At 70.4% G+C, this 14,663-nt stretch carries 15 protein-coding genes; 4 read left to right on the forward strand and 11 right to left on the reverse strand.

Going from position 1 to position 14,663, the window contains the following annotated elements:
* Positions 1–53: 53 nt before the first annotated feature.
* The 5 genes from ABIE44_RS17325 to ABIE44_RS17345 all read right to left on the reverse strand — a co-directional run bounded on the left by ABIE44_RS17325 (position 54) and on the right by ABIE44_RS17345 (position 4,427).
* Entirely contained in the window at positions 54–1,025 is a 972-nt protein-coding gene (locus tag ABIE44_RS17325; RefSeq protein ID WP_209714626.1) for an ABC-2 transporter permease family protein, read from the reverse strand.
* On the reverse strand, positions 1,022–2,041 hold the full coding sequence (locus ABIE44_RS17330; RefSeq protein WP_209714624.1) for an ABC transporter ATP-binding protein: 1,020 nt from the start codon (positions 2,039–2,041) through the stop codon (positions 1,022–1,024). The genes ABIE44_RS17325 and ABIE44_RS17330 overlap by 4 nt, the downstream gene beginning before the upstream one ends.
* A gap of 101 nt (positions 2,042–2,142) precedes the next feature.
* On the reverse strand, positions 2,143–2,790 hold the full coding sequence (locus ABIE44_RS17335; RefSeq protein ID WP_209714622.1) for an HAD family acid phosphatase: 648 nt from the start codon (positions 2,788–2,790) through the stop codon (positions 2,143–2,145).
* 10 nt (positions 2,791–2,800) lie between these two features.
* Complete coding sequence (lipB, locus tag ABIE44_RS17340; RefSeq protein ID WP_209714620.1) at positions 2,801–3,520, reverse strand: lipoyl(octanoyl) transferase LipB; 720 nt, start codon at positions 3,518–3,520, stop codon at positions 2,801–2,803.
* A gap of 19 nt (positions 3,521–3,539) precedes the next feature.
* Positions 3,540–4,427 carry a TIGR01777 family oxidoreductase gene (locus ABIE44_RS17345; RefSeq protein ID WP_209714618.1) on the reverse strand — a complete coding sequence of 296 codons (888 nt, stop codon included), beginning with the start codon at positions 4,425–4,427 and terminating at the stop codon, positions 3,540–3,542.
* Positions 4,428–4,555: 128 nt separating this feature from the next.
* On the opposite strand from ABIE44_RS17345, the gene lpdA (ABIE44_RS17350) reads away from it, so the two are divergent.
* Entirely contained in the window at positions 4,556–5,953 is a 1,398-nt protein-coding gene (lpdA, locus tag ABIE44_RS17350) for a dihydrolipoyl dehydrogenase (RefSeq protein ID WP_209714616.1), read from the forward strand.
* A gap of 159 nt (positions 5,954–6,112) precedes the next feature.
* On the opposite strand, the gene ABIE44_RS17355 is transcribed toward lpdA (ABIE44_RS17350), so the two are convergent.
* The 5 genes from ABIE44_RS17355 to lpdA (ABIE44_RS17375) are packed head-to-tail and all read right to left on the reverse strand — an operon-like array spanning position 6,113 to position 11,180.
* On the reverse strand, positions 6,113–6,439 hold the full coding sequence (locus ABIE44_RS17355; RefSeq protein ID WP_209714614.1) for a YciI family protein: 327 nt from the start codon (positions 6,437–6,439) through the stop codon (positions 6,113–6,115).
* Between the two features lie 28 nt (positions 6,440–6,467).
* Positions 6,468–7,160, reverse strand: coding sequence for a YwaF family protein (locus ABIE44_RS17360; RefSeq protein WP_209714612.1), 693 nt, complete (start codon positions 7,158–7,160; stop codon positions 6,468–6,470).
* Between the two features lie 52 nt (positions 7,161–7,212).
* Complete coding sequence (locus tag ABIE44_RS17365; protein WP_209714610.1) at positions 7,213–7,986, reverse strand: alpha/beta hydrolase; 774 nt, start codon at positions 7,984–7,986, stop codon at positions 7,213–7,215.
* Positions 7,987–8,004: 18 nt separating this feature from the next.
* On the reverse strand, positions 8,005–9,774 hold the full coding sequence (sucB, locus tag ABIE44_RS17370; protein WP_209714608.1) for a 2-oxoglutarate dehydrogenase, E2 component, dihydrolipoamide succinyltransferase: 1,770 nt from the start codon (positions 9,772–9,774) through the stop codon (positions 8,005–8,007).
* Positions 9,775–9,788: 14 nt separating this feature from the next.
* Positions 9,789–11,180: a dihydrolipoyl dehydrogenase gene (lpdA, locus tag ABIE44_RS17375; RefSeq protein ID WP_354438243.1), complete on the reverse strand. Its 1,392-nt coding sequence runs from the start codon at positions 11,178–11,180 to the stop codon at positions 9,789–9,791.
* 209 nt (positions 11,181–11,389) lie between these two features.
* Between lpdA (ABIE44_RS17375) and ABIE44_RS17380 the strand changes: the two genes are divergently transcribed.
* Positions 11,390–11,701 carry a hypothetical protein gene (locus ABIE44_RS17380; protein ID WP_209714604.1) on the forward strand — a complete coding sequence of 104 codons (312 nt, stop codon included), beginning with the start codon at positions 11,390–11,392 and terminating at the stop codon, positions 11,699–11,701.
* A gap of 24 nt (positions 11,702–11,725) precedes the next feature.
* Here the strand turns inward: ABIE44_RS17380 and ABIE44_RS17385 are convergent, their stop codons facing one another.
* A complete protein-coding gene (locus ABIE44_RS17385) occupies positions 11,726–13,216 on the reverse strand; it encodes a leucyl aminopeptidase (protein WP_354438245.1) in 1,491 nt (496 codons plus the stop codon).
* A 95-nt stretch (positions 13,217–13,311) separates the two neighbouring features.
* Here ABIE44_RS17385 and gcvT point away from each other — a divergent pair, with 95 nt between their 5' ends.
* Positions 13,312–14,409, forward strand: a complete 1,098-nt coding sequence (gcvT, locus tag ABIE44_RS17390) for a glycine cleavage system aminomethyltransferase GcvT (RefSeq protein WP_209714602.1) — start codon at positions 13,312–13,314, stop codon at positions 14,407–14,409.
* 1 nt (position 14,410) lies between these two features.
* Positions 14,411–14,659 (forward strand): hypothetical protein, encoded by a 249-nt coding sequence (locus ABIE44_RS17395; RefSeq protein ID WP_354438247.1) that lies wholly within the window; start codon positions 14,411–14,413, stop codon positions 14,657–14,659.
* Positions 14,660–14,663: the final 4 nt, after the last annotated feature.

Consider the following 14,663-nt stretch of genomic DNA (forward strand, 5'->3'; position numbering starts at 1 on the left):
GCGGTCAGGCCCCTGCCCGGGTCACCGCGTCCCGGCAGGCCCGACGACCGGTGTCAGATGTCGCGGCGGCGAAAGGACGCCCAGGAGGCGGCGCAGGCGATCCCGAGGACCACGAGCAGGTACAACCCGGCGTTCAGGTGGCTGATGTGGATCGGGTCCTCGCAGGTGCCCATCCGGGCGCAGTGACCGCCGTAGTCGAAGTACTCCAGGCGGGTCTCGAGCCAGCCGAAGACGTTGTTGCCCAGCGACCACCGGGTCAGCCCGCTGACCGGGGAGAGGAACGTCAGCAGCTCGCCACCGATGCTGTAGGCGAACAGCAGCGACAGCGTCGCGACCGAGTTGCGGAAGATCGTGGTCAACGCGAACGCCCCGACCCCGGCGCCCGTCGCCAGCAGCACCGCCCGGAGCACGTGCCAGACGATGTCGTCGGCGACCCCGGAGCCGTGCTCGACGTCGCGGCTCGCGGCCACCAGGAACAGCGAGAGCCAGAACCCGCCGAGCAGCACCAGGCTGACCGCACCGCTGCCGATCGCCACCGCGATCGCCTTGGCGGCCCAGACCCGCGAGCGACGCGGCTCGAAGAGGACCTGGTTGCGGATCGAGCCGGAGGACCAGTCGGCGCCGGCGAAGGTGCTCCCGGCGATGATCAGCAGGGCGACCAGGAGCAGGGCGATCCCGATGCCGTTGCCCTTGAGGGTCCCGTCCAGGTTCAGCGGCTCGCGGGGGAGGTAGCTCTTCGCGGCCGCGCGCAGCGTCTCCTCGCACAGGTCGGTGGAGGCGCCCGGGTCCAGGTAGGCGCCCGGGTCCTTCTGGCACTTGGCGATGTCGGCCTTGATGTCGCTGCGGTCGCCCTCGGCGTCCGCCCGCGCCTGCGCGGTCGCGATCTCGGTGGCCGTGACCGGACGGGTGTCCCACGCGGTCTTGAACGCCACCAGCGCGGTCATCAACGTCGCCGCCGCGACGATCAGCAGGATCACCCGGCGGGTGCGGTAGCGGGCCAGCTCGACCCGGATCAGGTTCCTCACGACGGGTCCTGCTCCGCTGCTCCGGGGGCGTCCTGGAGGACCGAGGGCTCGGCGACCATCTGGGCGATCTCGTCGGCAGCACGTTCAGCCGGGTCCGCCGGGACCGCGGGTCGGTGACCGGTCAGCTGGAGGAAGAAGGACTCCAGCGTCGGGCGGATCGCGGAGATCTCGTAGGGGTAGAGCCCGGCCTCGGCCAGGGTCCGCGTGACGGCGTCCGGGTGCTCGTGGCCCTCGACCACCAGGAACGCGCCCTCGCGGGTGACCTCGAAACCGCCGGCCAGCAGGACCGAGGTCGCCCGGTCCGGGTCGGTCACCCCGACCCGGGTGCGGGCTGCCTTCTCGCCGATCAGGTCGCGGACTCGGCCGGTGCGCAGGAGCCTGCCCTCGCTGAGGATGGAGACCGACGTGCACACCTGCTGCACCTCGGCCAGGATGTGCGAGCTCAGCAGGACGTCGACGCCGGCAGCTGCGAGCCGCGGGATCGTCTCGCGCATGTCCCGGATGCCGGCCGGGTCCAGTCCGTTGGACGGCTCGTCGAGGATGACCAGTGCCGGCTTCTTCAGCAGCGCCCCGGCCAGAGCCAGGCGGCGTCGGGTGCCGAGCGAGTAGCCGCGGTAGCCGCGTCGCCCCTCCTCGACCAGGCCAACCTCGTCGAGCACCTCGTCGACACGAGCGGTGGGAAGTCCGGCGGCGCGGGCGAGCAGCTCGAGGTTGCGGCGCCCGGTGAGGTCGGAGGAGAACTGACCGCGGTCGAGCAGCGCGCCGACGCGGCCGAGCGCAGCCGGGATGCCGGCGGGGAAGTCGTTGCCGAGGACGGAGATCGTGCCGGCGTCAGGACGGGCCAGGCCGAGCAGCATCCGGATGGTCGTGGTCTTGCCGGACCCGTTCGGACCCAGGAAACCGTGCACGGTCCCGCGCTCGACAGCCAGGTCGAGGTCGTCGACGGCGACGATCCGGCGTCCCTGGTCGCGGTAGACCTTGCGCAGTCCGCGCGTCTCGACCACGAGATCGGTCATGGGTTCAGCCAACCCCTCTCTGGGTCGTGGTCCGACGGGCGCCTCTCAGCATGTCGCAGGTCGGCGTCAGGCTCACGGATTGAGCGCGGGGACACGCAGGGTCAGGACAGCCTCTTGTTGTAGCTCGGGAGCTTGAAGCCCCGACCGACCAGCGTGCCGACCAGGTCGGTCTTCCTGTTCCCGACGGTCGCCACGATCGTGTAGCCCTGAGCGGTGATCTCGTTGCGGCAGCGCTGCTTGCCCTGCGGCAGCGTCTCCTTGCCCTTGCGACCGCAGACGCCGGCGTACCGGTAACCGGCCTTCGTCAGCACCGGCTTGATCTGGCCGAGCGTGCCCTGGTTGCGGCCCGTGGCGAAGAAGACCGTGACGCCCCGGGAGACGGCGTGGGTCGCGAACGCCTTGGTCACCTTCACCGGCCGCGGCCAGGCGTACTTCGAGGCGATCGAGGTGTTGTCGATGTCGAGCACGATGGCGAGCCGCTGGCCGGGCTTCTTCTTCGCGATCGCTGCGTCGAGGTACGCCGTCGAGCCGGTCATCGCCTTCCGCACGTCGGCGAGCCACACCTTCTTGCTCGGGAGACCGACGGGTCTCGAGGTGGTGGTTCCGGAAGAGGTGGAAGCCGCCGCAGAAGCGCTGGTCGACGTCCCGGGCGTCGCGCCTGCCAGCGTCCCTCGCTCGGGGTCGGCACCGCAGGAGACCAGCAGCGCAGCGGTCATCAGCAGGGCGGCGGCGTGCAGTGAGCGCTTCACGGGAGGCCTTTCAGGCTTGCGGGTTGAGGATCGGGACGCGCAGGCCGCGACCTGGTTCGGGTCGCGGCTCGTAGTCGGGCGTCGAGCGGTACGGCTCCCAGGCCAGCAACCGGTCGAGTGCGCGGGTGACGAGCGGGATGACGTCCTCGACGCCGACCTGGCGGCCGAGCTCGGCCGAGAGCGAGGTGACGCCCGCGTCGGCGATCCCGCAGGGCACGAACCGGTCGTACCACCCGAGATCCACGTCGCAGTTGATCGCGAAACCGTGCATCGTCACGCCCCGGCTGACCCTGATGCCCAGCGCGGCGATCTTGCGCTCGGGTCGACCGGTCGTCGGGTCCGCCTTCAGCCAGACGCCGCTGCGGCCGGGGATGCGTGCGGTCTCCACGCCCAGGACGGTGCAGACCTCGATCAGGGCCTCTTCCACGCGGCGTACGTAGTCGACCACCAGGACGTGGTCGGGCAGCCGCACGATCGGGTAGCCGACCAGCTGGCCCGGCCCGTGGAAGGTGATCTTCCCGCCGCGGTCCACGTCGATCACCTCGGCGCCGCCGGCGTCCAGCGGTCGCTCGTCCGGCGTGGTCCGCTTGCCGCAGGTGAAGACCGGTGGGTGTTCCAGCAGCAGGGTGGCCTCGGCGCCACCGGCCACGACGTCTGCGTGCACCTGGCGCTGCAGCTCCCAGGCCTCGCGGTAGTCCACGCTGCCGAGGGTCCGGTACTCCAGGGTCATGGGGAGAGCCTATGCCGGTTCAGGCGATCGCCGTACGCAGCACCTCGGCCACGTCCCGGTCGGCGAAGCGGAAGCCCTCGTCGGTGAGCACGGCCGGTACGGCCCGCACGGACCCGAGCAGCTCGGGTGCCATCCGTCCGGCAGCGGGCCGCAGCACCGCACCCGGTACGCCGAGGAACGCTGGTCGGTGCACCAGGCGTGCGAGCTCCTCGGTGAACTCGCCGTTCGTCGGCGTCTTCGGGCAGCACAGGTTGACCGGGCCCGAGACGTCGTCGTGCTCGGCGAGGTAGGTGACCGCGGCGACCCAGTCGCGCACGGAGATGATCGGGAAGTACTGGTCGCCGCCGGCGAGCTTGCCGCCCAGGCCGGCCTTGAACAGCAGCAGGAGCTGCTTCAACGGCGCGCTCTGCCGGTCGAGTACCGGGGCCGTCCGGAGGATGCAGACGCGGGCGCCGGCGTCGGTCGCCGACTTCGTCGCGGCCTGCCACTGCCGGGTGACCTCGGTCAGGAAGGCGTCACCGCTGGTCGGGGCGCTCTCCGGCAGCACCTCCTCGCCGCGGTCGCCGTAGTAGGAGATGCCGTTGCCGGCCAGGAACGCGGGGCGGTGGGTCGAGGCGGCGATGGCGTCGGCGAGCACCCGGGTGGTGGTGACCCGGCTGCGCAGCAGCTCCTCGGCCCACTTCTTGGAGTGCGGGTTCCCCAGGGTGGGGGAGCCGGCGAGGTTGATGACGACGTCCGCGTTCTCGATCGCGGCCGGGTCCAGAGTGCCGGCGTACGGGTCCCACTGGACCTCCTCGGCACCGGCCGGCCGGCGTACCAGGGTGGTCACGTCGTGCCCGGCCCTGTCCAGGCTCGTCCGCAGACGGGACCCGAGGAATCCGGACGCTCCAGCGATGAGGATGCGCATGGCTCCACCTTGCCACGAAGGTGGGAAGTGGGCGGTTGCAGCCTCATCCTGTGATCGTCGCTGCGCTCCTCAACGCTGCTGCGCCTACTCGGTCACGAGCAAGCTCGGACACTCGCTAGGCTTGTAGCGTGAGCGATTTCGATGTAGTCGTCGTAGGTGCTGGTCCCGGTGGCTACGTAGCCGCCATTCGCGCGTCGCAGCTGGGCCTCAAGGCCGCTGTGATCGAGTCGAAGTACTGGGGAGGTGTCTGCCTCAACGTCGGGTGCATCCCGTCCAAGGCACTGCTGAAGAACGCGGAGCTGGCGCACACGCTGACCCACGAGAAGGACAAGTACGGCATCGAGGGCGACGCCACGATGTCCTTCGGCCCGACGCACGCGCGCAGTCGCTCGGTCTCCGAGGGCATCGTCAAGGGCGTCCACTTCCTCATGAAGAAGAACAAGATCGAGGAGATCCACGGCTGGGGCACCTTCACCGGCCCCAAGACCATCTCGGTCGCGCAGGAGGACGGCTCGACCCGCGAGGTCACCGCCGACAAGATCATCATCGCCACCGGCGCGAAGGTCCGCCTGGTCCCGGGCGTCGAGCTCTCGCAGAACGTGGTCACCTACGAGGAGCAGATCCTCGACAGCAACCTGCCGTCCTCGATCATCATCGGTGGCTCGGGCGCGATCGGCGTGGAGTTCGCCTACGTGCTGAAGAACTTCGGCGTCGACGTCACCATCGTCGAGTTCCTGGACCGGATCGTCCCGACCGAGGACGCCGAGGTCTCCAAGGAGCTGCTCAAGCACTACAAGAAGCTCGGCATCAACATCCTCACCTCGACCGCCGTGAAGAGCGTCGAGGACACCGGCAACGGCGTGCGCGTCACGGTGGCCCCGGCCGCGGGCGGCGAGGAGCAGGTCCTGGAGGCCGGCAAGTTCCTGGCAGCGTTCGGCTTCGCCCCGCGCCTGGACGGCTACGGCCTCGAGGCGACCGGTGTCGCGACCACCGAGCGTGGTGCGATCGCGGTCGACGAGCGCGGCCGCACGAACGTCGACGGCGTCTACGCGATCGGTGACGTCACCGGCAAGCTCATGCTCGCCCACACCGCCGAGGCGATGGGCATCGTCGCGGCCGAGACGATCGCGAACGCGGAGACGATGGAGATCGACTTCGACATGATCCCGCGGGCGACGTACTGCCAGCCGCAGATCGCCTCGTTCGGCTACACCGAGGCACAGGCCAAGGAGAAGGGGTACGACGTCAAGGTCGCCAAGTTCCCGTTCTCGGCCAACGGCAAGGCGATGGGTCTCGGTGAGCCGGTCGGCTTCGTCAAGGTCGTCGCCGATGCCAAGTACAACGAGATCCTCGGCGCCCACCTGATCGGCCCGGACGTGACCGAGCTGCTGCCGGTGCTGACCCTGGCGCAGCAGTGGGACCTGACGGCTGACGAGGTCGGGCGCAACGTCTTCGCCCACCCGACGCTGTCCGAGGCGGTCAAGGAAGCCATCCACGGCATCGCAGGTCACATGATCAATTTGTGAGCGCTTCGCTCCACAAATCGATCATGTGCCGGGCCACATGATGCTGTGTTGTTGGGCGCTTCGCGCCGTGGCGCTGACGCGCCGGTGCCCGTCGGGTCGTAGAGCCAGGCCGTGGGCTGACGCGCCGGTGCCCGTGCGGTCGTCGAGCCTGCCGAGACGTCAGGACTGCAGCGGCCACACCTCGACCACGCCCTGCGCGACCGCGCACGGTGACTTCGCGGCGAGCTCGATCGCTTCGGCGAGCGACTCCGCCTCGATCACGGCGAACCCGGCGACCGGGAGCGCGCTGGCCGCGAACGGCCCGTTGACCAGGCCGACCTCGCTGCCGTCGTGGTTGCGCACCTGGACGGGTTCGCCCGCCATCCCCATCACCGTGCCGCGCTCGACCAGTGCCTGGTCGGCGGCGTGCGCGCGGTCGCGCACCTCCGGATCGGTGCGGTCGTAGCCGGCGCGGTCGCCGTACCCGATGGTGATGAAGGTGGCCATGGTCAGCCCGTGCCCGCCCGCGTCGGGGTCAAACAGCGACCCGCTCGGCGCGCCGCACGAAGGGCCACGTCATCAGCGCCCAGACCCCGGCGATCACCACGATCTCGATCACGACGTACGCCGGCCAGCCGGGGAGCAGGTCCAGCGCCGAGGCGCCGGGCGGCTTGCGGTTCAGGTAGCCGTAGTTCGTGCCGGTGATCCCGTTGAACGTCATCACGACCAGGGCCCAGGCCGCGGTCACGACCACGGCGAAGCGGTAGAGCGCCCAGGTCGGACGGTTCCCGGTCGCGACGAGGTACCCGGCCGCCCAGACCGTGAGGAAGTGCATGCCGAAGAACATGAAGTAGCGGGGGTCCGGGAACTGCTCACCCAGTGAGGGCGTGACGATGCCCTGGACCGTCAGGGTCAGACCCCAGAAGTAGGTCAGCGCGACCGCCCAGGGCTTGCGGGTCCACAACGCGTACGCCGCGATCGCCCACGCCAGGTCGCAGTACTGCAGCGGGAGCGAGGTCCCGAGGCCGAAGTCCGACGGCAGCAGCTGCCAGATCTGCATCGGGAGCGTGAAGCAGGGGATCGCGATCGCGAACCCCCGCCGGAAGCGAGGGTCGTCGCCGCGGGACCGGCCGGCGGCCACGACGGCGACGAGCACGACGACGAAGAGCGTCAGCAGGAGCAGGTGCTCCGTCCCGAAGGCCTGGAAGCGCGTGCTGAGGGGAGGCATGGCCCCAGCCTGCTAGACGGGCCCTACCGCGGCATGCGCACGCGTACTCAACTCACTCGCCCCGTGCCACGGTCGCGAGCACGGCCTCGGCGACGCCTGCAGGGTCCCGGTACTGCGGCAGGTGGTCGACAGGGAGCCGCACCAGCACGGCTCCGGGGATCCGCTCGGCCAGGTCGAGCGAGGCCTGCAGCGAGTCCTCCGGGTCGAGGTCGCCGGCGATGACCGTGGTAGGGATCGTCAGGTCGGCAAGGTGCGACCACTGCTCGGGGTGAGGTTGCTCGAACGCCGCGGCCGGGGAGTTGTCGAGCTCGCAGCTGCGCAGCAGCACGTTGTCGAGGTACTCATCGGTGCCCGAGGCACACCAGTACTCGCCCTGGATCCGGCCGAGGGCGCTGAGATCCTGAGCTTCCTTGGCGGCGTCCCAGCGGGCTTCAAGGTCCGGGTCGACCGCGACCTCCTTGAAGGCGTAGCCGCTGACCCCGGGGCACAGCAGCGTCATCGACGCCACACGCTCCGGGGCGGTGACCGCGAGCGCCAGGGAAGCCTCGCCGCCCATGCTGTTGCCGACCAGGTGCACCCGTTCCAGCTCGAGCGCGTCCAGCAGACCGGTCAGGTCTCCCAGGGCGCTGTAGTCCTCGGTGGGCGCAGCCGAGCGACCGAAGCCGCGGCGGTCGAACCGGATCACCCGTCGACCGGCGAGCAGGGGGAGCAGCGGGTCCCACACCCGCGAGTCGGTGATCCCCGGGTGCAGCAGGACCAGGGGCACCCCGGAGCCCCCCAGATCGTCGTACCAGATCTGGTCGGCCCCGAGGCGCAGCGTGGTCATCGGCTCAGACCTCGCGGCTCAGACCTCGAACTGCGCGGCTTCCAGACGGGCCTTCACGTCTGACAGGAACCGTCCGGCATCGGCACCGTCCACGAGCCGGTGGTCGTAGGTCAGCGCCAGGTTCACCATCTGGCGGATCGCGATCGTCTCGCCCAGGTGCGGGTCGTCGATCACGACGGGGCGCTTGACGACCGCGCCCGGACCGAGGATGGCCACCTGGGGCTGGTTGATGATCGGGGTGTCGAACAGCGCCCCGAACGTTCCCAGGTTGGTGATCGTGAAGGTGCCGCCGGTGAGGTCGTCCGGAGTGATCTTGTTCGTCCGGGTGCGCTCCGCGAGGTCGGCGATCTTCTTGGCGAGACCGGCGATCGACAGGTCTCCGGCGCCCTTGACGACCGGCGTGAGCAGACCGCGCTCGGTGTCGACGGCGAAGGCGACGTCCTCGTAGTCGAAGTAGGTGACCTCGCCCTTCTCGGTGTCGATGTTCGCGTTCAGCTTCGGGTGCTGCTTGAGCGCGTCGATCGCCGCCTTGGCGAAGAACGGCAGGTAGGTCAGCTTGACGCCCTCGCGAGCGAGGAAGTCGGCCTTCTGCGCCTCGCGGATCCGGGCGACGTTGGTGACGTCGACCTCGATGACCTGGGTCAGCTGCGCGGAGGTGTGCAGCGACTCGATCATCCGGCTGGCGATCACCTTGCGCAGGCGGCTCAACGGCTCGGTGTTCCCGCGCAACGGGCTCGGGGTGCTCGACGGCGCAGCAGCGGTGGCCGGGGCCGACGGTGCAGCGGCGGCGGGCTTGGCCTCGGCCGCCGCGATGACGTCCTGCTTGCGGATCCGGCCACCGACGCCGGTCCCGGAGATCGACGCCAGGTCGACGCCGCGCTCGGCGGCCATCTTGCGGACCAGCGGGGTCACGTAGGAGCCGCTGTCGGTCGCGGCGCTGGTCGCGGGGGCTGCAGGAGCGGGAGCCGGCGGGGCAGGAGGTGCCGGGGGAGCAGGCGGTGCCGGCGGGGCTTCCTGCGCGGGTGCGGGCGTCTCGGCAGGCTCGACGACCGGTGCCGGCTCCGGCTCGGCCGGTGCCGGCTCGGGCTCGGCCGGTGCGGCCGGCGCAGCAGGTGCCGGTGCGGCCGCGGGAGCCGAACCAGCAGCACCGATCACCGCGAGCTGAGCTCCGACCTCGACGGTCTCGTCCTCGTTGACGTTGATCTCCAGCAGGGTGCCGGCCACGGGCGAGGGAATCTCGGTGTCGACCTTGTCGGTCGAAACCTCGAGCAGCGGCTCGTCGACGGCGACGTCGTCGCCGATCTGCTTGAGCCAGCGGGTCACGGTGCCCTCGGTGACGGACTCGCCCAGGGCGGGCAGGGTGATCGGGGTGCCGGAGCCTCCCGAGGGGGCGGACGCTGCGGGAGCGGGCTCGGAGGGAGCCTCGGGAGCCGCTTCCTGCGCGGGTGCGGGCGTCTCGGCAGGCTCGGCGGCTGGCTCGGCAGGGGCCTCGGCGGCCGGCTCTTCGGCGGCAGGCGCCTCGGCCGCGGGGGCGGATCCGCCGCCCTCGCCCTCGTCACCGATGACGCACAGCTGGGCCCCGACCTCGACGGTCTCGTCCTCGGCCGCACTGATCTCGAGGATCACTCCGGCCACCGGGGAGGGGATCTCGGTGTCGACCTTGTCGGTCGAGACCTCGAGCAACGGCTCGTCGACCGCCACCGTGTCGCCGACCTGCTTGAGCCAGCGGGTGACCGTGCCCTCGGTGACGGATTCGCCGAGGGCGGGAAGGGTGACCGGTGTCGACATGTGCTTCCTTCGTTTCAGGAGTGTGCGTGCAGAGGTTTGCCGGCGAGAGCCAGGTGGGCCTCGCCGAGAGCTTCATTCTGGGTCGGGTGGGCGTGCACCAACGGGGCCACGTCCGCGGGGAACGCCTCCCAGTTGTAGATCAGCTGGGCTTCGCCGATGAGCTCCCCGACGCGGGCGCCGACGAGGTGGACGCCGACCACGGGCCCGTCCTTGCGGCGTACGAGCTTGACGCTGCCCTGGGTCTTGAGGATCTGGCTCTTGCCGTTGCCGCCGAGGTCGTAGACGAGGCTCTCGACCGCGTCGGCGCCGTGCTGCTCGACGGCCTGGGCCTCGGTCAGGCCGACGGAGGCGAGCTCGGGGTCGCAGTAGGTCACCCGGGGGATGCCGGTCTCGTCGATCGGTGTCGGTGCGAGCCCGGCGATCTCCTCGGCGACGAAGATGCCTTGGGCGAAGCCGCGGTGGGCGAGCTGCAGGCCGGGGACGATGTCCCCGACCGCGAAGACTCCGGGGACGTTGGTGCGGCAGCGCTCGTCGGCGAGCACGAACCCGCGATCCATGGCGATGCCCTGCTCGTCGTACCCGAGCCCGTCGGTCGACGCTCCCCGGCCGACGGCCACCAGGAGCAGCTCCGCCTCGAGGACCTGACCTCCTGCGGTGACCCGCACGCCGGTCTCGGTCTTCTCGTAGGACTCGAACATCGTTCCGGTCAGCGCCTTGATCTTGCGCTTGCGGAACGCGCGCTCGAGCTGCGCCGACGAGTCGGCGTCCTCGGCGGCCATCAGGCGCGGCAGTCCTTCGACGATCGTGACCTCGGCACCGAACGAACGCCAGACGCTGGCGAACTCGCACCCGATGACGCCGCCGCCGAGCACGATCACCGAAGCGGGGACCTTGTCGAGGCGCAGCGCGTGCTCGGAGGTGAGCACCCGCTCGCCGTCGATCTCCAGACCGGGCAGCGTGCGGGAGTAGGACCCGCTCGCCAGCACGACGTTCTTCCCGGTGAGGGTCTGCGGACCGTCGGCCGTGTCCACGAGGATCGCGTCACGGCCGACCAGGCGCCCGGCGCCCTCGACCACGGTGATGCCGCGGCCCTTGATCAACCCGGTGAGGCCCTTGAACAACCGCTGGACGACGCCGTCCTTGTACGTGTTCACGCCGGCCATGTCGATGCCCTCGAGGCTGGCCTGCACGCCGAACTGCCCGGCGTCACGGGTGGCGTCGGCCACCTCCGCCGCATGCAGGAGCGCCTTGGTCGGGATGCAGCCCACGTGCAGGCAGGTGCCGCCGAGGTTGCCCTTCTCGACCAGAGCCACCGTGAGACCGAGCTGCGCGGCACGGAGCGCACACGCGTAACCGCCGGACCCTGCTCCCAGGATCACCACATCGAAGTGGTTGGCGTCCGCCACGGTCCCTCGTCCTCCTCGTCGGCGCGTGCACGTTGACTCAGGCCATCCTTGCACTTCTGTTCCCCAAGTCCACAGCAGGGCGACACGCGGGGCGGACCGGACCGGTTGGCGGCGGCGACCAGGCATGCCGCACACTTGCGCGCATGGGTCTGTTCGATCGATTCCGCCGTAGCAACGGCCTCTCCCGTGGGGGACCTACGGGGTCCACCGTGCGCGCCGCCGACTCGACCGATGCAGCCCACCTGCGCGAGTGGGTGATCGCCCGCCGTGGCGTCGAGGGATTCGTCGAGCCCCGGACGACGGTCAGCGAGGTCACGCTGCTGCTCGTCGCGCACGACGGCGAGTGGACCCGGCGTCGGGTGGAGTCGGTGCACTGGGCGCACACGTTCTGCAACAAGCTCAGCGTGCCGTCGTACGACGCTGCGGTCGTCGGCATTCCGCAGCGGATGCGTGACTACAACAGCCGTCAGAAGTCCGCGAAGGCCCCGAACCCGTTCTCGCAGCCGCCGCCGACCGACTGAGGTCGGCGGGACGGCCGCGCGCACTCAGCGGTTCGCGCGCGCCGCGACCAGCTCGACCAGCGTGCTGATCCCGAAGCCGGTTCCGCCGCTGGGCACGTGGCCCCAGGGGCCGCCGGTGTTGTAGCTCGGGCCGGCGATGTCGAAGTGCGCCCACGGCACGTCCTCGACGAACTGCTCGAGGAACGCCGCGGCGTACAGGGCCGAACCCCAGCGCACCCAGTTGTGCTGCAGCAGGTCCGCGACCTTGCTCTCGGTGCGCACGCTGGTGCGCTGCTCCGGCGGGATGGGCAGGTGCCAGAACAGCTCGCCGGTGACCCCGGCGGCTCGTTCGACCTCGGCCACCGTCTCGTCGTCACCGAACAGGCCGGCGATCCGGTCGCCGAGCGCGACCACGCACGGACCGGTCAGCGTCGAGATCTCGAAGATCACCTCGGGCGCCTCACGCGCCGCCATGGTGAGGGCGTCGGCGAGGATCAGCCGGCCCTCGGCGTCGGTGTTGGTGACCTCGACGGTCTTGCCCGAGTACATCGAGAGGACGTCGCCCGGTCGCATCGAGGTGCCGCTCACCATGTTCTCCGCGATCGGCACGTACGCCGTCACCGCCACCGGGAGCTCGAGCGCGGCGACCGCGTGGATCGCCGCGACGACCGCAGCGGCTCCGGCCATGTCGGACTTCATCGCCGACATCGATCCGCCGGGCTTGATGGTCAGGCCGCCGGAGTCGAAGGTGATGCCCTTGCCGACGAGCGCAACCGAGCCGCGTGGTTCGGCCGGCGCCCAGGTGAGCTTGACCAGGCACGGGGGATTGGCCGAGCCGAGGCCGACGCCGAGGATGCCGCCGCAGCCGAGCTTCTTCAGCTGAGCCGCGGTGACGAGCTCGTAGCCGACCTGGGTGCCCTTGGTCAGCTTCTGGATCTCGGCGGCGAACTTGGTGGGGACCAGGGCGTTCGGGGGAGTGTTCACCCAGTCGCGCGCCTTGGCGGTGAGGTCCCCGAGCAGCACCGCGTGATCGAGCGCCGCGACGACGTCGGACCGTCGGGCCCCGTAGCTGAGCACGACCACGTCGGCCAGGGAGACCTTGCGCGGCTTCGACTTGAACGCCTCGAACCGGTACAGGCCGGAGAGGAAACCTTCGGCGACCGCCCGGACGTGGTCGGCGTCGTCGGCGGGCAGCGCGAGCGCGACCGAGGCCACGTTGCCGAGCGACCGGGAAGCGACGCCGGCAGCGCGGCGTACCTTCTCGGGAGTCAGCGCGTCACGGTCCCCGAGCCCGACGACGAGCAGCTGGCCGGCGTTCACCTGGTCACCCGCCGGGACCCGTGCGGTCTCACCCGGCGCACCGGTGAACCCGGCTGCCGCGAGGAGCGGTGCGAAGCCCCGCCCGTACGCCGCGGCGACCGCCTCGGCACCACCGAGAGGCACCGCAGCGCCCTTCTTGTCGGTCCCGACCCCGATGACGACGAGGTCGGTGCGGACTCGGTCGGCCGCGGCCTTGCGCAGCGTGTAGGTCGTCACGGGTCGAGGTTACCGAGTGTGCGAGCTTGCTCGTGACCGAGTGGCCAAGCTTGCTCGTGACGGAGTGGTCGAGCTGCTGCGGTAACTTCTCCCTCATGGCCCTCAAGCAGTCCGTCCTGCACGACCGTCACGTCGCCCTCGGTGCGAAGTTCTCCGAGTTCGGTGGCTGGGAGATGCCGCTGCAGTACGCCGGTGTCGTCCCCGAGCACACCGCTGTGCGCGAGGCCGTCGGGGTCTTCGACGTCAGCCACCTCGGCAAGGTCGTCGTGCGCGGCGAGGGTGCGCTGGAGTTCATCAACTCCTGCTTCACCAACGACCTCGGTCGGATCGAGAAGGGCAAGGCGCAGTACACGTTGTGCTGCGACGAGGAGACCGGCGGCGTCGTCGACGACCTGATCGTCTACCTCAAGGACGACGACCACCTGCTGCTGGTGCCGAACGCGGCCAACACCGCCGAGGTCGTACGGCGCCTCGAGGCCAAGGCGCCCGCCGGCCTGACGATCACCGACCACCACGAGACGCATGCCGTGCTCGCCGTCCAGGGGACGAAGTCCGACGAGGTGCTCCAGGCGCTGGACCTCCCCACCGGTCACGACTACATGGCGTTCGCCGAAGCCCCTTTCGACGGTACCGACGTCGTCGTCTGCCGTACCGGCTACACGGGGGAGCGCGGCTACGAGCTGATCGCCCCCAACGAGATCGCGGGTGCGTTGTGGGACGCGCTGTTCGAGGCGGGGGCGGCGTACGACCTCGCGCCGTGCGGTCTCGGCGCCCGCGACACCCTGCGCACGGAGATGGGCTACCCGCTGCACGGCCAGGACATCTCGATGTCGATCACGCCTGTCCAGGCGCGGATCGGTTGGGCGATCGGCTGGAAGAAGGACGCGTTCTGGGGCAAGGCCGCCTTGGAGGCCGAGCGGGAGGCGGGCCCGAAGGTCACCCTGCGTGGTCTGGTCGCCTCGGGTCGTGGCATCCCGCGGCCCCACATGAGTGTCCGGCTCACCGGCGACATGCCGATCGGGGAGATCACCTCGGGAACGTTCTCGCCGACGCTGAAGAAGGGCATCGCGCTGGCGCTGATCAACTCCCAGGTCGCTGAGGGCGCCGAGGTGTCCGTCGACGTCCGGGGACGCTCGGAGATCTTCGTGGTGACCAAACCGCCGTTCGTCACCGCCGGCGTACGGGAGGCGTGAGATGACGAACTCTCCCGAACCGACCGCGTTCCCTGCTGCCTCGGCGCAGGTGCCCTGGTGGTGGCAGCACCTGGACGCCGACGGGGCGGTGCTCGAACCGGCCGACGGCCGTCAGGAGTTCCCGACCCGCAGCGACGCAGAGTCGTGGGTGGGAGAGTTCTGGGCCGACCTGGCCGACGAGGGCGTCGCCTCGGTCACCCTGTTCGAGGGCGACCGCGAGGTGTACGGCCCCATGTCCCTCGAGGCGTAGTCGG

Source organism: Marmoricola sp. OAE513 (assembly GCF_040546585.1).
GTDB lineage: Bacteria > Actinomycetota > Actinomycetes > Propionibacteriales > Nocardioidaceae > Marmoricola.